Annotated in this window: 12 protein-coding genes and 1 pseudogene; 4 read left to right on the top strand and 9 right to left on the bottom strand. The window is 71.8% G+C overall.

Annotation, left to right across the window (positions count from 1 at the left end):
* The first annotated feature begins 891 nt into the window (after window positions 1-891).
* Window positions 892-2,679 (top strand): copper resistance protein CopC, encoded by a 1,788-nt coding sequence (locus tag P8T65_RS41860; protein ID WP_316730677.1) that lies wholly within the window; start codon window positions 892-894, stop codon window positions 2,677-2,679.
* A gap of 623 nt (window positions 2,680-3,302) precedes the next feature.
* Here P8T65_RS41860 and P8T65_RS41855 read toward each other — a convergent pair.
* The 3 genes from P8T65_RS41855 to P8T65_RS41845 are packed head-to-tail and all read right to left on the bottom strand — an operon-like array spanning window position 3,303 to window position 5,649.
* On the bottom strand, window positions 3,303-4,232 hold the full coding sequence (locus tag P8T65_RS41855; RefSeq protein ID WP_399102389.1) for a class I SAM-dependent methyltransferase: 930 nt from the start codon (window positions 4,230-4,232) through the stop codon (window positions 3,303-3,305).
* Window positions 4,229-4,876 carry a DUF2064 domain-containing protein gene (locus P8T65_RS41850; RefSeq protein WP_316730676.1) on the bottom strand — a complete coding sequence of 216 codons (648 nt, stop codon included), beginning with the start codon at window positions 4,874-4,876 and terminating at the stop codon, window positions 4,229-4,231. The genes P8T65_RS41855 and P8T65_RS41850 overlap by 4 nt, the downstream gene beginning before the upstream one ends.
* A complete protein-coding gene (locus P8T65_RS41845; RefSeq protein ID WP_399102385.1) occupies window positions 4,873-5,649 on the bottom strand; it encodes a glycosyltransferase family 2 protein in 777 nt (258 codons plus the stop codon). Before P8T65_RS41845 ends, P8T65_RS41850 begins: the two co-directional genes overlap by 4 nt.
* A 69-nt stretch (window positions 5,650-5,718) precedes the next feature.
* On the opposite strand from P8T65_RS41845, the gene P8T65_RS41840 reads away from it, so the two are divergent.
* Together P8T65_RS41840 and P8T65_RS41835 are read left to right on the top strand one after the other, a co-directional pair.
* The gene (locus tag P8T65_RS41840; protein ID WP_316730673.1) at window positions 5,719-6,453 is read left to right on the top strand and encodes a response regulator transcription factor; all 735 of its coding nucleotides are present in this window, start codon (window positions 5,719-5,721) and stop codon (window positions 6,451-6,453) included.
* Window positions 6,443-7,555, top strand: a complete 1,113-nt coding sequence (locus P8T65_RS41835) for a HAMP domain-containing sensor histidine kinase (RefSeq protein ID WP_316730672.1) — start codon at window positions 6,443-6,445, stop codon at window positions 7,553-7,555. Before P8T65_RS41840 ends, P8T65_RS41835 begins: the two co-directional genes overlap by 11 nt.
* Window positions 7,556-7,663: 108 nt before the next feature.
* On the opposite strand, the gene P8T65_RS41830 is transcribed toward P8T65_RS41835, so the two are convergent.
* The 6 genes and pseudogenes from P8T65_RS41830 to P8T65_RS47515 all read right to left on the bottom strand — a co-directional run bounded on the left by P8T65_RS41830 (window position 7,664) and on the right by P8T65_RS47515 (window position 12,819).
* Entirely contained in the window at window positions 7,664-8,716 is a 1,053-nt protein-coding gene (locus P8T65_RS41830; protein WP_316730671.1) for an NAD-dependent epimerase/dehydratase family protein, read from the bottom strand.
* Between the two features lie 71 nt (window positions 8,717-8,787).
* Window positions 8,788-9,408, bottom strand: a complete 621-nt coding sequence (locus tag P8T65_RS41825) for a hypothetical protein (RefSeq protein ID WP_316730670.1) — start codon at window positions 9,406-9,408, stop codon at window positions 8,788-8,790.
* A 93-nt stretch (window positions 9,409-9,501) separates the two neighbouring features.
* Window positions 9,502-9,903, bottom strand: a complete 402-nt coding sequence (locus P8T65_RS41820; RefSeq protein ID WP_316730669.1) for a hypothetical protein — start codon at window positions 9,901-9,903, stop codon at window positions 9,502-9,504.
* Window positions 9,900-11,036 (bottom strand): molybdopterin-dependent oxidoreductase, encoded by a 1,137-nt coding sequence (locus P8T65_RS41815; protein WP_316730668.1) that lies wholly within the window; start codon window positions 11,034-11,036, stop codon window positions 9,900-9,902. Before P8T65_RS41815 ends, P8T65_RS41820 begins: the two co-directional genes overlap by 4 nt.
* A 414-nt stretch (window positions 11,037-11,450) precedes the next feature.
* Window positions 11,451-12,154 (bottom strand): annotated as a pseudogene (locus tag P8T65_RS47520) (DUF1996 domain-containing protein).
* A 47-nt stretch (window positions 12,155-12,201) separates the two neighbouring features.
* The gene (locus P8T65_RS47515; RefSeq protein WP_399102379.1) at window positions 12,202-12,819 is read right to left on the bottom strand and encodes a hypothetical protein; all 618 of its coding nucleotides are present in this window, start codon (window positions 12,817-12,819) and stop codon (window positions 12,202-12,204) included.
* Window positions 12,820-13,659: 840 nt separating this feature from the next.
* On the opposite strand from P8T65_RS47515, the gene P8T65_RS41805 reads away from it, so the two are divergent.
* Window positions 13,660-15,093: a hypothetical protein gene (locus tag P8T65_RS41805; RefSeq protein WP_316730667.1), complete on the top strand. Its 1,434-nt coding sequence runs from the start codon at window positions 13,660-13,662 to the stop codon at window positions 15,091-15,093.
* The last annotated feature ends 399 nt before the right edge of the window (window positions 15,094-15,492 follow it).

Genomic DNA, 15,492 nt, shown 5'->3' with positions numbered 1-15,492 from the left:
CTCCCGTCCCCAGGGGGGAGGACATACACGAAGGCGTCCTACAAGCCCTCTCCGGCAAAGGCCCGCCTCGCTCGACGGGACGGGAGCCGTCGGTGAGCTGTGGCAGCCCACCGAGCCCCGCCCCCGCTCGCCCTGGCGGGAGCTGGACGGCCTAGCAAAGTGCCGCCGCATCGTCCGTGCACTGGGAACGGCCACCGCGATCACTCTCGCCCTCGGTCTCTGCTCCCAGCTGGCGGCCCCCGGCGACCCACACGACGGAGAGGACGACACCGTCTCACAGCAGTCGGAGCAGGCTCCCTCCGCATGGCCCGCAGACACACCCCACATCACGGCTCCGCCATCCGGCTGAGGGCCGTCGACGGCTGTGTGTCGATGCTCGGCAGGACGGCGGCCGTCGGCGCTGCCCGCCACCCGCCGCCAACGCCGCCGGAACCCCGGCCCCGCAGGATGGCGTACCCGAATGTCCGACGTACGTCGCCGAAATCGCCAGTGACCGTCGCGGTCACAGCGAGGCTCGCACGCCCACAACGGTCCGTCCCCAGGCGCCAGCCCGGCGGGGCGCCAGCGCCAGGCTCATCCACGAAGACGACCGCCGACGTCCCGCCTGCCGAAAGGAGCTCCGTCACACGGACGCCTCCTCAACCACCCAACTGCTCACCGGCTCCCTGATCGCCGTGCCGGTCGTACCGGGGGCGGCACCTGGTGGCTGGTCAGGCGTCGGGCGTCCTCCGGTACGGGGTGCCTTCGCGTGCCGCCCCCGCGGCCGGAGACACCCCGCCCTCGAACGACACGGTGCCGGACACCTGCACAGGCGTGCAGCACGCTCGCCAGATCCAAGAACCGCTCCGGAGACATGAAGTGGAACGACAACAGACGCAACACACACAGCGCATGGGCAAGGCACTGCTGGTGGTGGTTGTGCTGCTGGCCGGTACCCTCCTCGCCGGCGTGGCACCCGCCTCCGCTCACGCGGTGCTGACCGGCAGCGACCCGCGCGAGGGCACGGTGCTGAAGACCGCGCCGGAACACGTCACGGTCTCCTTCAGCGAGTCCGTCGCGCTCACCGAGGACTCGGTGCGCGTCCTCGACCCTGACAGCCGACCGGTGACCGCCGGCGACCCCGTGCGTGCGGACGGTAGGGCCGACACCGCGCGCGTGCCCCTGACCGACGGTCTGCAGCAGGGCACGTACACGGTCTCCTGGCGGGTGCTTTCCGAGGACAGCCACGCCGTCTCCGGTGCCTTCACCTTCTCCGTCGGCACGCCTTCGCAGACCCGCGCCGCATCCGCCGCCGAGCCTGCCGTGGCCCCGTCGATCGACGTGCTGTACGGCATCGGCCGCTACGTCGCCTACGGGGGCCTGGCCCTGCTGATCGGCACCGCCGTGTTCGTGCAGGTCTGCCGTCCCGGTGCCGGGGCCACGCAGGCGTTGCGCGGCCCGTTCCTGGCCGGCTGGTGGGCCCTGACACTGGCGACGACCGCGCTGCTGCTGATGCGCGGTCCGTACGCGAGCGGAGACGGACCGGCTGGTGTGCTCGACCCTCGACTTCTGCGCGACACGGTGGGCAGCCGACCGGGCATCGCACTGCTGGTCCGTCTCGCTCTACTCCTGCTGGTCGCCATGCTCCTGAGGCACGGCAGGTCCGAAGAGCGACACGACCGGCGCACGGTCACGGTGGGCATCGCCCTCACCCTCGCTCTGGCCACGACCTGGGCAGCGGCCGAGCACGCCTCGACGGGCATCCAGGTGCCGGCCGCGATGACGTCCGCCGCACTGCACCTCCTGGCCATGTCCGTTTGGCTCGGCGGGCTGACCGCACTGCTGGTCACGCTGTACCGGGCACCGGCCGCCGTCCCGCTCCGGCCCGCCGTCGTCGGTCGCTTCTCCCGGCTCGCCCTCGGTGCCGTGGGCGTACTGGCGGCCACCGGCATCTACCAGTCCTGGCGCGGCCTCGGTTCCTGGGACGCGTTCACCACCCCCTACGGCAGGGTGCTCGCGCTGAAGACCGGGACCGTGATCCTCATGCTGACGGCGGCGTCGTACTCCCGGAGCTGGACTGGGCGGCTACTGCGCGTGCCCCCGGTACAACCCGTGCTCGTCACCGCGGGCAGCGGCCAAGGCACACCTCCCGACCCGCCGACGAAGGACGGCCCCGGTGCCGTGCCTGAAGCAGCCGGCATCGGCTCTGAGGGCGGCCGGCGCGGGCTGCGCAGGTCCGTGCTCGCGGAGGCCGTCATCGGTGTGGCAGTGCTCGCGCTCACGACCGTGCTGACGGGCAGCCAACCGGGGCGGGCCACAGTCGAGGCGGCGCGAGCCTCCACGGTGTCCGGACAGCCGGACGTGAACCTGACCGTGGTCCCGTTCGACACGGGCGCTCCGGCCGGGAGCGGCAGGGTGCAGATCACCCTGGAACCGGGCCGGGTCGGCCGGAACGTGGTCGAGGCCGTCGTATTCGGTGCCGACGGCGGCCTCATCGCCATCCCCGAACTACGCCTCACCTTCACCCAGACCGACAAACGCGTCGGCCCGCTCGATGCCGAACTCGTCGACCAGAGCGGCTACTGGGGCAGTGACACCCTCGACCTCCCCCTCGCCGGAACATGGATGATGCGGGCCACCGTCCGCGTCTCGGACATCGACCAGGTCACCGTCTCCAAGACCGTCGAGATCGCCTCGTGAGGACGGGCCGGGACCATCGTCCTGAGGACGTGCGGCCCGCAGAACCCGGACGGGCCACCGACTGCGGCCACGACGCCCGCGGCAGCCGATCGCCCGAAGTGACGAAGGAAGAGCCTCGGCCAGAGGCGGAACCGGATTGAGTCGCGTCGGGTGGAGGGCGCGAGGACTCAGCAACCCGGCGCCATGGGCGGCACGAGCCGGTTCCGCGGTCGGTGCAGCTCCCGGCCGCTGAGCAGGGCCGACCCGGCGATGTGGCGAACCCCAGGCCGCTCGCGGCGGGCCTGCGTCAGCTGTCCCGGCCGGCGTCAGCCACCCGTCACGGGCCTGGAGCCGATGGCCGCGCAGGCCGCCTTCTCGGTGGTGTAGCCGTCCGCAGGGTAGATCACCGGGTGATGTCCGGTCGGGGCGGAACTCTTACAGCGTGCGGAGGATCCGAGGTCGGCCCGTCTCGGCAAGCGTGACACCGGCAAGGCACCACCGATCCGAAGGCCCTGGTTCCAGACGCTCCGTCAATACTGCTGCGCTGCGCAAGCCCCCCACGCCGAGCCCGCAGGGATGATCTCGAATTCTGGGCACCGCAGTCGGCCGCGGAGTCCGTGCACCGCGACCAGGCTGACGGTACGTCACCGAACCCTGTGCCCATGGAGCTCGGACGGGCCGTTGACCTGTGGCCCCTCACCAGTTGTGGGGGTGTGGTCGGGCGGCGCGACGTGCCCGTCCCGGGCCGCGTCCGGCTCCTGGCGCTCCGACGTGGGGCGGTGGAGTTCCAGGAAGGAGCGCCTGTCGACGCTCCATCGGCCGGTGAGGATCCAGCCGGTGGAGTCGGCCGCGCGCAGCAGGGCGGTCGTGCCGACGCGAGCCCAGGGGAAGGGGAGGCCGTGGCGGCCGTGGGCGTCCTCCACTCGGACGGTGAGACGCTGGTCCACGTCTTCGCCCGCCGCCTCGGCCAGGAGGCGGCCACCGGGGCGGAGGAGGTCGCGCAGGCGGGTGAGGAGGGCGGCCGGGTCGCCCCCGATGCCGACGTTGCCGTCCATCAGCAGGACCGTGCCCCAGCGGCCCTCTCTCGGCAGGCGGTCGAAGACGGAGCGCCGTAGGGCGGCTCCGCCGTGGCGCCGGGTCCGGGCGACGGCGGCCGGGCTGACGTCCACACCGAGGGCTGTGACACCACGTGCGGCCAGGGCGGCCACCAGCCGCCCCGGACCGCAGCCGACGTCCAGGACGGGGCCGGTGCAACGGCCCAGCACTTCGGTGTCGGCGGCGTCGGGGGCGGCGCACCAGCGCTCCACCTCCAGTGGAAGCAGCTCGGCCTCCCCCGGGGTGAGGGGCCCCAGGCTGCGCAGGTACAGCGGGCCCCGGCCGGCACGCAGGGCCTGGGCGTAAGGGTCGTCCGTCCAGGGCTCGCCCGGCGCCACGGACGTCACGAAGCGGTCGGCGCAAGGCGCGGGCACGATGAGCCGCTCGGGCAGCTGAACGCCCGTCTGCGGCCGGGACGCCGTGTCGCTTCGTTCCGCCGGCTGGACGACGGATTCCGTACCGACAGCCGACCCGGTCACCGGGTCACCTCCGCGAGCGAGTCCAGGACGGTGGCGAAGTTCGAGCCGGGTGGACACAGACCGGCGACCGAGGCGGCATCGGACGCGGTGTCGACGTCCCGCAGCAGTGGGAGGTCGCGGACCGTCAGCCCGGCCTCGACGAGTCTGCGCCGTTGGATCGCGCCGGTGTGGTCGGTGGACATCGGTACGCCCCGGACGAGAGCCCCGGCGTGGGAGGGGTCGGCGAGACCGAGAGCCCAGAAGCCGCCGTCGGCGGCCGGGCCGAACCAGGCGTCGTGGCCGTCCGTGCCGACATCGGCCAGCAGGCCGGCAGTGAGCTGCGGGGTGTCCATGCCGACCAGCAGTGCCGGCCCGTCGTCGCAGAGGGCGAAGGCGCCCGCGATCCGCTCGTCCAGCCCTCCTGACACCTGCGGGACGATGTCGAAACCTGGCGGCAGCCAAGGGCCCGGCGTTCCGTCGAGGACGAGCACCCGGCGCCGGGCCGGGACCCGGAGCAGGGTGTGGAGGGTGTCGGTGAGTGCGGCCTCGGCCAGGGCCGCCGCCTCGTATGGCGTGTAGGGCGGCGTGAGCCGGGTCTTGACGCGGCCGGGGACCGGTTCCTTGGCGATGATCAGCAGTGTGGCCGCTGCCGTGACGGTGTTCACCGCGCGCCTCCTGCAATCGGTACGTCCGGGCCGGTTGAGGTGTGACCGGTACCGGCCGGCTGCTCGGCGAGAACGGCACGCATGTCACGGACCGCCTGCCAGGTGCCCCGCCAGGTACCGGTGACCTTCGAACGGCCCGTACGCGGGTGGTACGGCACGTCCGTCTCCTGAATGCGCCAGCCGGCGTCGGCGGCCCGGACCACCATCTGCAGCGGGTAGCCGGAGCGGCGATCGCTCAGGCCCAGGCCCAGCAGCGCTTCGCGGCGAGCCGCCCGCATCGGGCCCAGGTCGCGCAGGCGCAGGCCGGTACGACGGCGGATCAGCCGTGCCAGTTCGAGATTGGCGAGCCGAGCGTGCAGGGGCCAGGCCCCGAGAGCGGTGGGCCGGCGTCGCCCCAGCGCCAGGTCGATGGAGCCGTCGAGGACGGGTCCGGCGACAGCCGGCAGCAGGCGGGGGTCGAGGGAGGCGTCGCAGCCGCAGAAGCAGACCACGTCGGCCGTCGCGGCGGTCAGCCCCGCGTGGCAGGCGGCGCCGAAGCCGCGGCGCGGCTCGTGGACCACATGCGCCCCGAGGTCGCGGGCGATGTCGGGGGATCCGTCGGTGGAGCCGTTGTCGACCACGATCGCGCGCCAGCCGGGCGGGATACGGTGCAGCACCCAGGGCAGGGCTTCGGCCTCGTCGAGGCAGGGCAGCACGACGTCCACGGAGGGAGGTGTTGTCTCGATCACCCCACTGAGCCTACGAATGCAAGGCGGACATATGGGATGTGACATCCTTACGGATCGCTGACGTCCGCCGCCGCCCCGCTAGGAGGGCGGAACGCCGGTGCGAGACTCACTCGTGTGAAACGCGTACTTGTCGTGGACGACGATCCGACCGTCTCCGAGGTCGTCGCGGGGTACCTGCACCGGGCGGGCTTCTCGGTCGACGTCGCCGCCGACGGTCCCGCCGCCGTGTCAACGGCAGCCTCCCGACCACCCGACCTGGTGGTACTGGACCTGATGCTGCCCGGAATGGACGGGCTGGAGGTGTGCCGCCGGATCCGCGAGCAAGGGCCGCTGCCGGTGATCATGCTGACCGCGCGGGGAGACGAGGAGGACCGCATTCTCGGCCTGGAGGTCGGAGCGGACGACTACGTCACCAAGCCCTTCAGCCCGCGCGAGCTGGTGCTGCGTGTGGAGTCCGTACTCCGCCGCGCCGGAACCCTGGCCGCCACGCGAACCGAGCCCGCGGAGCCCTGGCTGCGCAGCGGCCCGCTCGCCCTGGATCCCACCGCACGACGCGCCACCCGCAGCGGCGCCGAACTGGCCCTTACGACAAGGGAGTTCGATCTACTGGAGTTCTTTCTCCGCAACCCCGGCCGGGCAACGAGCCGCGAGGAACTCATGCGCCAGGTCTGGGGCTGGGACTTCGGCGACCTGTCGACGGTGACGGTCCACGTCCGGCGCCTGCGGGAGAAGGTCGAGGACGACCCCGCCAAACCTCATCTGATCAGCACCGTCTGGGGCGTCGGATACCGCTTCGACCCTCCCTCGTCGGACGTCACCCACGGGAGAGGAGCCGGCGATGGTCGGTGACACGCTTCTCATCGCCCTCTACGCCGCCGTCGGCGCGGCAGCCGCAGGGCTGACCGGTGCGGCGGCCCTGCGGCTGCTCCGCGACCGGTCGGTCGCACTGTCCCTGTCCGTCGTCGCGGCCGTCACGGTCGCCGCGATGCTCGCCGGCACGATGCTGGTGTCCTGGGCGATGCTCCTCTCGGAGCACGACCTGTGGGTGGTCACGATGGTGTGCCTCATGGCCGCCGTCGCCTCCTTCGCCGTCGCCCTGCTGCTGGGCCGCCGTGTCGTCCGGGGAAGCCGGGCCCTCGCCGAGGCCACCCGTGCCCTCGGCGACGACGGCAACTTCGTCCCGCCCACCACCGCGCTCACCGCCGAACTCGCCCAGCTGAGCCGTCAGCTGGCCACGACCAGCGCCAGACTGGCCGCCTCCCGGGAGCGGGAGCAGGCGCTGGAAGCGTCCCGCCGCGAGCTGGTGGCCTGGATCTCCCACGACCTGCGCACGCCGCTGGCCGGACTCCAGGCGATGACCGAGGCCCTGGAGGACGGCATGGTCGACGACCCGCACGTCTACCACAGCCGCATCCGCACCGAGGTCGGGCGGATGAGCGAGATGGTCAGCGACCTCTTCGAACTGTCACGCATCCAGGCCGGCGTCCTCGCCCTGACCCCGACCCGCATGTCGGTCTACGACCTGATCGGCGACGCCATCGCCGGTGCCGACGCCCTGGCCAGGGAGCACGGGGTACGTCTGGTGGGCGCCGGGGTGGAGCAGGTGCCCGTCGAGGTCGACGGTCGGGAGATGTCCCGTGTCCTGGTCAACCTGCTCGTCAACGCCATCCGCCGCACTCCGGCCGACGGCACCGTAGCGATCTCCGCACGCCGGGAGGCCGACCGTGTCGTGCTGGCGGTGACCGACGGCTGCGGCGGCATTGCCCCCGAGGACCTGCCCCGCGTCTTCGACACCGGATGGCGCGGCACCCACGCCCGGACCCCGCCCGCCGGAGCTGGACTGGGCCTGGCCATCGTGCGCGGCATCGTCGAGGCCCACCAAGGACACGCGGCCGTGTCCAACGTGCCGGGCGGCTGCCGGTTCGAGGTCCATCTGCCCGCAGCGGTCTGAGGTCGGGGCAGGAACGATCCGTGATCGTCCGGAAGGAGCGGACCGGCCGGAGGAAACCCGGCCGGTCCCTTGGTCACTCCCCTTGGGCGACTCGGCGCCCGGCCGGGCTCATCCGGCTCGTAGGGGTGCCGCCGCGAACTCCGCCATTCCTTCCGCGAAGGTGACTTGCGGCTTCCACCCCAGTTCCTCGCGGAGACGTCGCGAGGAGGCCGTGATGTGGCGGACGTCGCCGAGCCGGAACTCCCCGGTGACGACCGGTACCCGGTCGCCGTACGCCGCGGCCAGCGCGGTGGCCATCTCCCCCACGGTGTGCGGCTCCCCGCTGCCGACGTTGTACGCCCGCACCCCGCCCTCCGGGAGGCCCCGCACGCCGTCGAGCGCGGCGAGGTTGGCCCCGGCCACGTCCCGGACGTGCACGAAGTCCCGCCGCTGCCCGCCGTCCTCGAACACGCGCGGGACCTCCCCGCGCGCCAGCGCGGACCGGAACAGGGACGCGACCCCGGCGTACGGCGTGTCGCGCGGCATGCCCGGGCCGTAGACGTTGTGGTAGCGCAGGGCGGACACCCTGCCGCCCGTCGCCCGCGCCCACGCGGCGGCCAGGTATTCCTGGGCGAGCTTCGTGGCGGCGTACACGTTGCGCGGGTCCGCGGGCGCGTCCTCGTCCACCAGCCCGCCGGTGAGCGGCTCACCGCAGTGCGGACACGGTGGTTCGAAGCGCCCCGCCTCCAGGTCCGCCACCAGGCGCGGCCCCGGCCGGACCACGCCGTGCCGGGAGCATGTGTAGCGTCCCTCGCCGTACACCACCATCGAACTCGCCAGCGCCAGGTGCCTCACCCCGGCCTCCGCCATGCCCGCCAGCAGCACCGCGGTACCGAGATCGTTGCAGCCTACGTAGTCGGGCGCGTCGGCGAAGTCCTTGCCGAGGCCCACCATCGCGGCCTGATGGCAGACGGCGTCCACGCCCCGCAAGGCGTCGGTGACGGCCGCCCTGTCGCGGACGTCCGCGTGCCGCCAGTCCACCCCGGGAGGGATCTGCGGCGCGGTGCGGTGGGCGGCGGGCAGCAGTGCGTCGAGGACGCGCACCGCGTGCCCGGCGCCGACGAGGGCGGTGACGACGTGCGAGCCGATGAAGCCCGCACCTCCGGTGACCAGGATCAACATGCTCCGACCGTAGGGCCGTCCATGCGCCCGCGGGCCGATCGGCTCGGGAACGTCAGCGGTTCGTAAGCCTTTCAGCGGTTCGCAGGCGTTTCGGTCCGTGCCGTGTCCTTCGCCGGCCGGTACGTCGCCACCGTCAGCAGGGTGAAGGCGACGGCGAAGCCGAGCATGGTGAACACGCCTCGCGGCCAGAAGATGTGGCTGTCGACGAAGAACCAGCAGGCGGCGAGGAGCACCACGGACCCCGGCAGGACCCGTACCCCGTGCCGGCGCCACAGCACCGCGCACGTGGCGAGGCAGGCCACCGCCAGCGCGTACACCCCCGTCCGGCCCAGCTCGCCGCCGACCGCGAACAGCCGCCCGGCCGCACCGCGGATGCCGTGATCCACCACGGTGCCGGCGGAGATCCCCGCCACCGCGTCGAGCCCGGAGTAGTACGCCGCATAGACCAGGCACCCGGACCAGGCGAGCACCGTCAGGGCACCCTCGGCATCCCGGCCGGGCCTGCCCCACAACGGGACGATCAGGCCGAGCGCCAGAAGGGGGAACACCGGCAGCAGGGCGATGTGCAGCCCCGCCCAGTCACCTGCCGTCGCCGCCGTCAGATGCCGCGGATGCAGCAGACCCGCGACGGCCAGTATCAGTGGTGCGGCCGTCACCAGAGCCGTCGTACGAAGAACACGGAGGGATCGCATCCGGTCACCGTAGGAGGCCCTCGACTCAGCGACACCGTCCGGCGGGAAGGCGTAAGACACCCGTAAGACGGCGCGGCGCGGCCGCCGCCGTCCTTATGTCGGCGGCCACCGACGGCGGATGAGTCCCCGCGCGGCCAGGACGAGCACCGTCACAGCGGCCACAGCCACCAGCGCGATCATCCAGTTGCGCGGGTAGTCCAACGGCAGTACGGAGGAGTTGGCCGTTCGTCCCGGGCGGAGCAGCGCGGGCAACGCGACCACCGTCAAGGCGCCCGCGACGACCAGTGCCCCGCGCACGGGACCACGCGCACGACCGCGCACCGCCACCAGTCCGGCCAGCAGCACCAGCGGGGCGATCACCACGTCATGGAGGACAACTGCCCCTGCCAGCCAGACCAGAGCGCCGGTCAGGTCACGGACTTCCAGCAACAGCGACAGGCCGAAGCCCATGAGTGCCGCACCGGCCACGCCCGCGAGGACCCGTGTCACCCTCATGACAGCACCTCCAGTCGACCGACCCACTTGGTCTGCAGCACACCGGGCCGGTTCGGGGCGATGAGCCGCACCGGGTAGCCGTGGTCGGGGTCGAGTTCCCCTCCGTTCAGGCGCAGGGCGAGCAGAGTCAGCGGATCCCGGGCGTGCTCGTGCCCCATCTCCGACACCCGGTAGCCACCGCGCAGCTGCAAGGACACCACCCGCACCCGCGCATCCGGCCGCGCGCCCGCCCGCTCCAGTAGATCCACGACCCGCACACCCGACCAGTGTGCCGACTTGCTCCAGCCCTCCACGCACGCGATCGGCAGCTCCACCTCGTGCTGCGGCAGTGCGCGCAGCTCGTCCAACGTCAGGGTGTACCGCCGCGGGCCGTCCACGACCAGGCGGTACTCCTCGTCGGCGATCCGGCCCACCCCGGCCGCAGCGGCCGTCCGGTTGACGGGCAGGCCCTGCGGACCCCGATCGGGGTGACGGGGCGCGAACAGGATCAAGCCCTTCAGCGGGGTGAAGGACTGGCCCACCGTGGTGAGGGTGACAGCCCCGACAGCTGCCCCCACCGCGGCCAGCAGCGACCGCCGGTCGGCCGCGTCCTGCGCCGGCAGTGCGAGCGTCCCGGGCGACCGCCGACTCCAGTGCGCCCGGATCTCCGGCGCCCTGACCGCGATGTGCAGCAGCAGCGCCCCCGTCACCAGCCACGCCACCGCGTAGTGCACCGGTACGAACGAGAACGGCCACGGGTACCACTGAGCCGTGTTCAACAGCCCGGTCGCCAGCTCGAAGACGGCGCCGGCCACCAGCAGCGCGATCGACAGACGCTCCAGCGCGTGCCGGAACGACCGTGTCGGCGGCCACGCGAACAACCGAGGGTAGACCGTCCACAGCTTGGCCAGCAGCAGGGGGATCGCCGCGATGCCGGAGGCGACGTGCAGGCCCTGGGTGAACCGGTAACCCCACGCCGGGCGACTGGGGATGCCGGGGGCCAGCCAGCCCGGCGGGTGTTGCATGAAGTGGCTGACCAGACCCGTGACGAAGCAGACGACGAACGCCGGCCCCAGCAGTCGGCCGATGGAGGTCGCCGTGCGGGCGTCATGCAGGCCGCCCTTGAACACCGGCGAAGAGACACGCAGTTTCATGTCTTCATCCCACCCGGCGCCAGGCCGCCGGGGAACGTGCGCGCTCCTTACGAAGTCGGAACGTCCCCGGCGCCGTGGGAGGGATCGAGCGAGCAGCGGCTGACCAGGTGTGCCGCGGGCACGGACAGCGCCGGCTCCGGAGCGGTGCCGGTGCCTGCGGAAGCGGCACGGTGGTCACCACGCCCTGCGCCGCGCATCCCTTCCTCCGGCGGTCGGCGGCCACGCCGGTTCGAAAGGTAAGCACGGATCCGGTCGACGCAGCCGACGCCGGAGTCGAGTGGCATGGAGCACCGGGAACGAGCGCGGGTCCTGACCGCGGCATGCGTCAGCCGCGGACAGGCCCGTGCGGTGGCTCAGCCCGTCGGGGTCACTGGCACTTCTGGCCGGTGTTGATGCACTCGACCATCCGGTTCATCAACTTCTCGTCGAAGACGTTGACGAAGTCGCCGTGATCGGGACCGGCTTGTGCAACTGCTCCGGGAAGCCGTCCACGGAGAACAACGGACGCGACCGGCCTCCGTCGTTCAGGCTCGGCGCGTCCACGTCGTACACCAGGCGCTGGACCAGCTGCGGAATAGCCCGGAAGCCGCTCGGGCAGGCACCGGTACGCGGGTCGGCGAACGCGACGTGGTCGCGGTGGTTGGCACTGTCGATGTTCTGGCCGTCCCAGCAGCTCTGGAACTTGGACGTACGGACCACGCTGCTGCCCTGGGGCAGATCGGGTACTTGTCCGTCAGCTGCCGGTCCTCGAAGCCGGTGCAGCTCCACGCCGCGTTGGCGTTGGCGGTTCCGTTGGTGAACGCCTTCGCGTCTCCGGTGATGATGCGCAGGAACTTCGGCATCGCCACGACCTTGCCGCTCGGGTTCCCCACGTAGTCGAGGGTCACCTGCGACGCGGTGAGGATCCTGCCCACGTTGCCCTCGGCGCCACCGCCCTGCTGGCCGACGTCGAACTCCTGAGTGCCGTCCTGCAGGCGGAGGACCGGCCAGTGGTACGAGGACTTGTCCCCCTGGTTCCGGCAGGTGGTGTCGCCCGCCGCGAAGTCCTCGTTGTCGGCAAAGGCGTCGTTCGCCTGGTTGCCGACGTGGTCGTGCGTGTGGTGCGCACCGTTGTCCACGCCGGGAGCGACGATGATGTTGTCGGTGTTGTACAGCTTGTTCCCGTTCACACCGCAGTCGGTGGTGAATTTGCCGAGTGAGGCGTTCTGTTGCCGCTGAGGGCTGGGGACGTTGGGCTGGACGGTGGTGATGTCCACGAAGTCCGCGGCGACCGGACCATTACCGGCCTGTCCGCCGTTACCGGCGGGCTTCCCCTGCCCGTTCCCCTGGTTCTGTTCCTGGCCCTTCTGCCCATCGCCGCCTTGGCCGTTACCTCCTGGTTGCCGGAGGCGCGGAGCGTGCAGGCGGCGAGGGACCGGAGCCTCTGCGGCCGGTCGGCCACACGACCGATGGCGATCTCGATGCGGTCGATGGCCGCGGTGCGCTTGCTCTTCAGCGGCCCCATGACCGCGTTGTCGACGAAGGCGCTGTCCTGCTGCATGGCGCGGACCGAGCTTTGCAACCGCTGGCATGCCTCCGCGACCTGCTGGTCCAGCAGCGCGAGTTCCCTGTCGACCTCGGCCCGGGCCTGGTCGGACATCTGCCGCAATCGGGAGCCGACGTCGGGGCAGTCGATGGTGGCGGCCCCCGCCGCCATGGCCTGATCGATCCGGTCCTGAGGGGAACTCCTGGTCGTATTGCCGGCTCCGCTCTCACCAGCCGAGGCATACACGTTGGCCACCACCAACCCCCCTGCTCCCATCACCACCGCGGCCAGTGCGGCTACCGGCGGGTCCTCTTCGATCGCTTGCGCGTGTTGCGTCGCATGAGACTCCTTCGAGAACTCTGGTCAGGTGGGTTCAGATGTCGCTGTGGTGCCGCTTGGGGCCGCTCTGCGGTGCGCATGAGGTGTCGGATGCGGCCGGAGCCGCAGCCGTTGAGCGAGCCGCAGTGACGTATCGGAACCGCCCGGGGCCGCCCTGCTCCGTGACGGCCCGACGCGACCCGCCACCGTCGTTCGTACAGGAGGCGGCCGATGTCTGTCCGTACGGCAGAAGGCCACCTGCAGAGCCCGGAGCCCAAGCCGGCCACGCGGACGCGGACTTGAGAGCTCGTGCGGTGTGTTGCGTGATCACCGTCGGCTCCTCACATTCCTCTCGGCGTCGCTCTGCTGCGACGTCGTGACCAGAGTTACGTGTGGGACTGGCGCGATGAGCAAGATCGGGTACCTCGTCAGGGTCTCGTAAGGATTCGAGGAACTCAGGCCCGCCGCTTCCTGGCAGCAGAAACGCACGCCGGAGACACGCGTACCGCAGGACCCCCGCTCGGTCTCCATACGATCTGCGCCCCGCTCACCGAGCGGCGCGCCAGCCACTGGACCCTCGCCGCCGGCGCAAGCAGGCACGGCATGACCGCCCAGCTCATGCCTCTCAAGGAGAAGGCGTACGCCCGGCCCCGCGAACGGTCAGGTTGCAACGGGGCTGCGCTGTGGGCGGCACGACACCGCGTCCGTGAACCATGACGAAATGCTGACGTCCGCGTCTGACACGGGCCCGGCCGCCGCCGTCCGGCTTAACGTTCCAGCGTGAACCGTGATCTCCGCAGTGACCTGCGTGGCGATACCGGCCCCGGCCTTCGCCGCGATCTCCGCCGCGACCTGTACGCCGTCGCCGGCGCCGCACTGCTCGTCCTGACGGCCGCGCTGGTGGGTGTCGCCATCAAGCGGTCGAAGGACGTCCTCCACGTCGGCTGGCCGCCCCTGTACGCCAACTGGCTTCCCCACGTCGGCCCCGGCACCCCGGCAGCGCTCACCGTCGCAGTGGTCGTCGTGGCGTACGGCCCCACCGTCGCCGCACGCCTGCCCTGGCGCAGCCTGCTGCTCGCCTCCTGGGCCACCGCCACGGCGTGGACGTTCTCCCTCGCTCTCATCGACGGCTGGCACCGGGGCATCGCCCGGCGGCTGACCACCCGGTACGAGTACCTCCAGGTCATCGACCGCTTCCACGACATCCCCGCGACCCTGCGGGACTTCACGAACCACATCCTGCTCGACTCTCCCGACCACTGGCCCCCGCACGTCGCCGGACATCCCCCGGGCGCCACCCTCACCTTCGTCCTACTGGACCGGATCGGGCTGGGCGGAGGCGCCTGGGCCGGGGTATGGGCCATCACCGTCGGGGCCACCACGGCGGTCGCCGTCCTCGTCACCGCGAGGAGCCTGGCCGATGAGTCCCTGGCCCGCCGGGCGGCGCCCTTCCTGGCACTCGCGCCCGCCGCCGTGTGGATGGGGACGTCGGCCGACGGCTACTTCGCGGCCGTCGCCGCATGGTTCGTAGCCCTCGTCGCACTCGCGGCCACGGCAAGGACGGCACGCCGCTCGTGCACCGCCGCGTTCGGCGCGGGCCTGCTGTTCGGCCTGATCTGCTACCTCTCGTACGGGCTCACGCTGTTCGCGGTGATCGGGGCGGGGGTGCTGGTCCTCGGGCGAAGGAGGCTCAGGGCACTGCCCTTCCTGTTCGCGGGAACCGCCGTCGTACCGCTGGCCTTCACACTCGTGGGCTTCGACTGGTGGGAGGCGTACCACCTGCTCGTCGAACGCTACTACCAGGGAGCGGGCGGGTTCAGACCCTACAGCTACTGGGTGTGGGCGAACCTCGCCTGCACCGCGCTGGTGGTGGGCCCGGCCACGGTGGCGGGGCTGCGGCGGATCGCCGCCGTACTCGTCCGGGAGCGCGAGCGGCTCTGGCCGGTCCGGGCACGCGCACGCTCCTTGGCCGTCGACACGACGCTCCGCCACACTCCCGAAGTCCGCCTGGCCCTGCTGGTACTCCTCGCTCTTGCCGCACTCCTCGTCGCCGACCTGTCGGGTATGAGCAAGGCGGAGACCGAACGGATCTGGCTGCCCTTCGCCGTGTGGCTGCTCGCGGCGGGCGCCCTGCTCCCCAGGCCCCGCGCCTGGCTGGCCGCCCAGGCCGCACTCGCGCTGCTCCTCAACCACCTGCTGCTCACCGGCTGGTGAAGATCCGGACCGGCACGGGGGACACGGCCCACCGGGCGGACGCCGCTTCGAGAAGCGCGCACGCACTGGTTCGTCGCGGGGATTTCCCTGTCGCGTCCTGCGAATCACCTGTGGGCAGGACGTCCCAGGACGGTCCGCACCCTGCCTCAGGGGACCGCCATGGCACAGCAGGGGTGGATCCGGTCGGAGGCCACGGCCCAACCACACCTTGCTCGGGGCCGACGGTGACCGCCCCGTGTGTGTCACCGACGCGACGAAGCGAGCCCGAGGCAGCCAAGCATCGACCGGCATCAGAGGTCGCCGAAGGCACAAGTGGGGTTGCCAACGGGATGCGCGTGACACCGGCGAGACAGCGGGAAATTCTCGTTACTCGTTCTTCGGTGCCCAGCCGGTCCTGCA

The organism is Streptomyces sp. 11x1 (assembly GCF_032598905.1).
Lineage (GTDB): Bacteria > Actinomycetota > Actinomycetes > Streptomycetales > Streptomycetaceae > Streptomyces.
The sequence above is the reverse complement of the archived record's forward strand: the minus strand, read 5'-3'. Positions and strand labels throughout refer to the sequence as shown.

Excerpts from the sequence above, each read along its gene's own strand:
- P8T65_RS41860 (WP_316730677.1), top strand. The coding sequence starts at position 892 with ATGGGCAAGGCACTGCTGGTGGTGGTTGTGCTGCTGGCCGGTACCCTC.
- P8T65_RS41845 (WP_399102385.1), bottom strand. The coding sequence starts at position 5,649 with ATGTCACATCCCATATGTCCGCCTTGCATTCGTAGGCTCAGTGGGGTG.
- P8T65_RS41835 (WP_316730672.1), top strand. The coding sequence starts at position 6,443 with ATGGTCGGTGACACGCTTCTCATCGCCCTCTACGCCGCCGTCGGCGCG.
- P8T65_RS41830 (WP_316730671.1), bottom strand. The coding sequence starts at position 8,716 with ATGTTGATCCTGGTCACCGGAGGTGCGGGCTTCATCGGCTCGCACGTC.
- P8T65_RS41825 (WP_316730670.1), bottom strand. The coding sequence starts at position 9,408 with ATGCGATCCCTCCGTGTTCTTCGTACGACGGCTCTGGTGACGGCCGCA.
- P8T65_RS41820 (WP_316730669.1), bottom strand. The coding sequence starts at position 9,903 with ATGAGGGTGACACGGGTCCTCGCGGGCGTGGCCGGTGCGGCACTCATG.
- P8T65_RS41815 (WP_316730668.1), bottom strand. The coding sequence starts at position 11,036 with ATGAAACTGCGTGTCTCTTCGCCGGTGTTCAAGGGCGGCCTGCATGAC.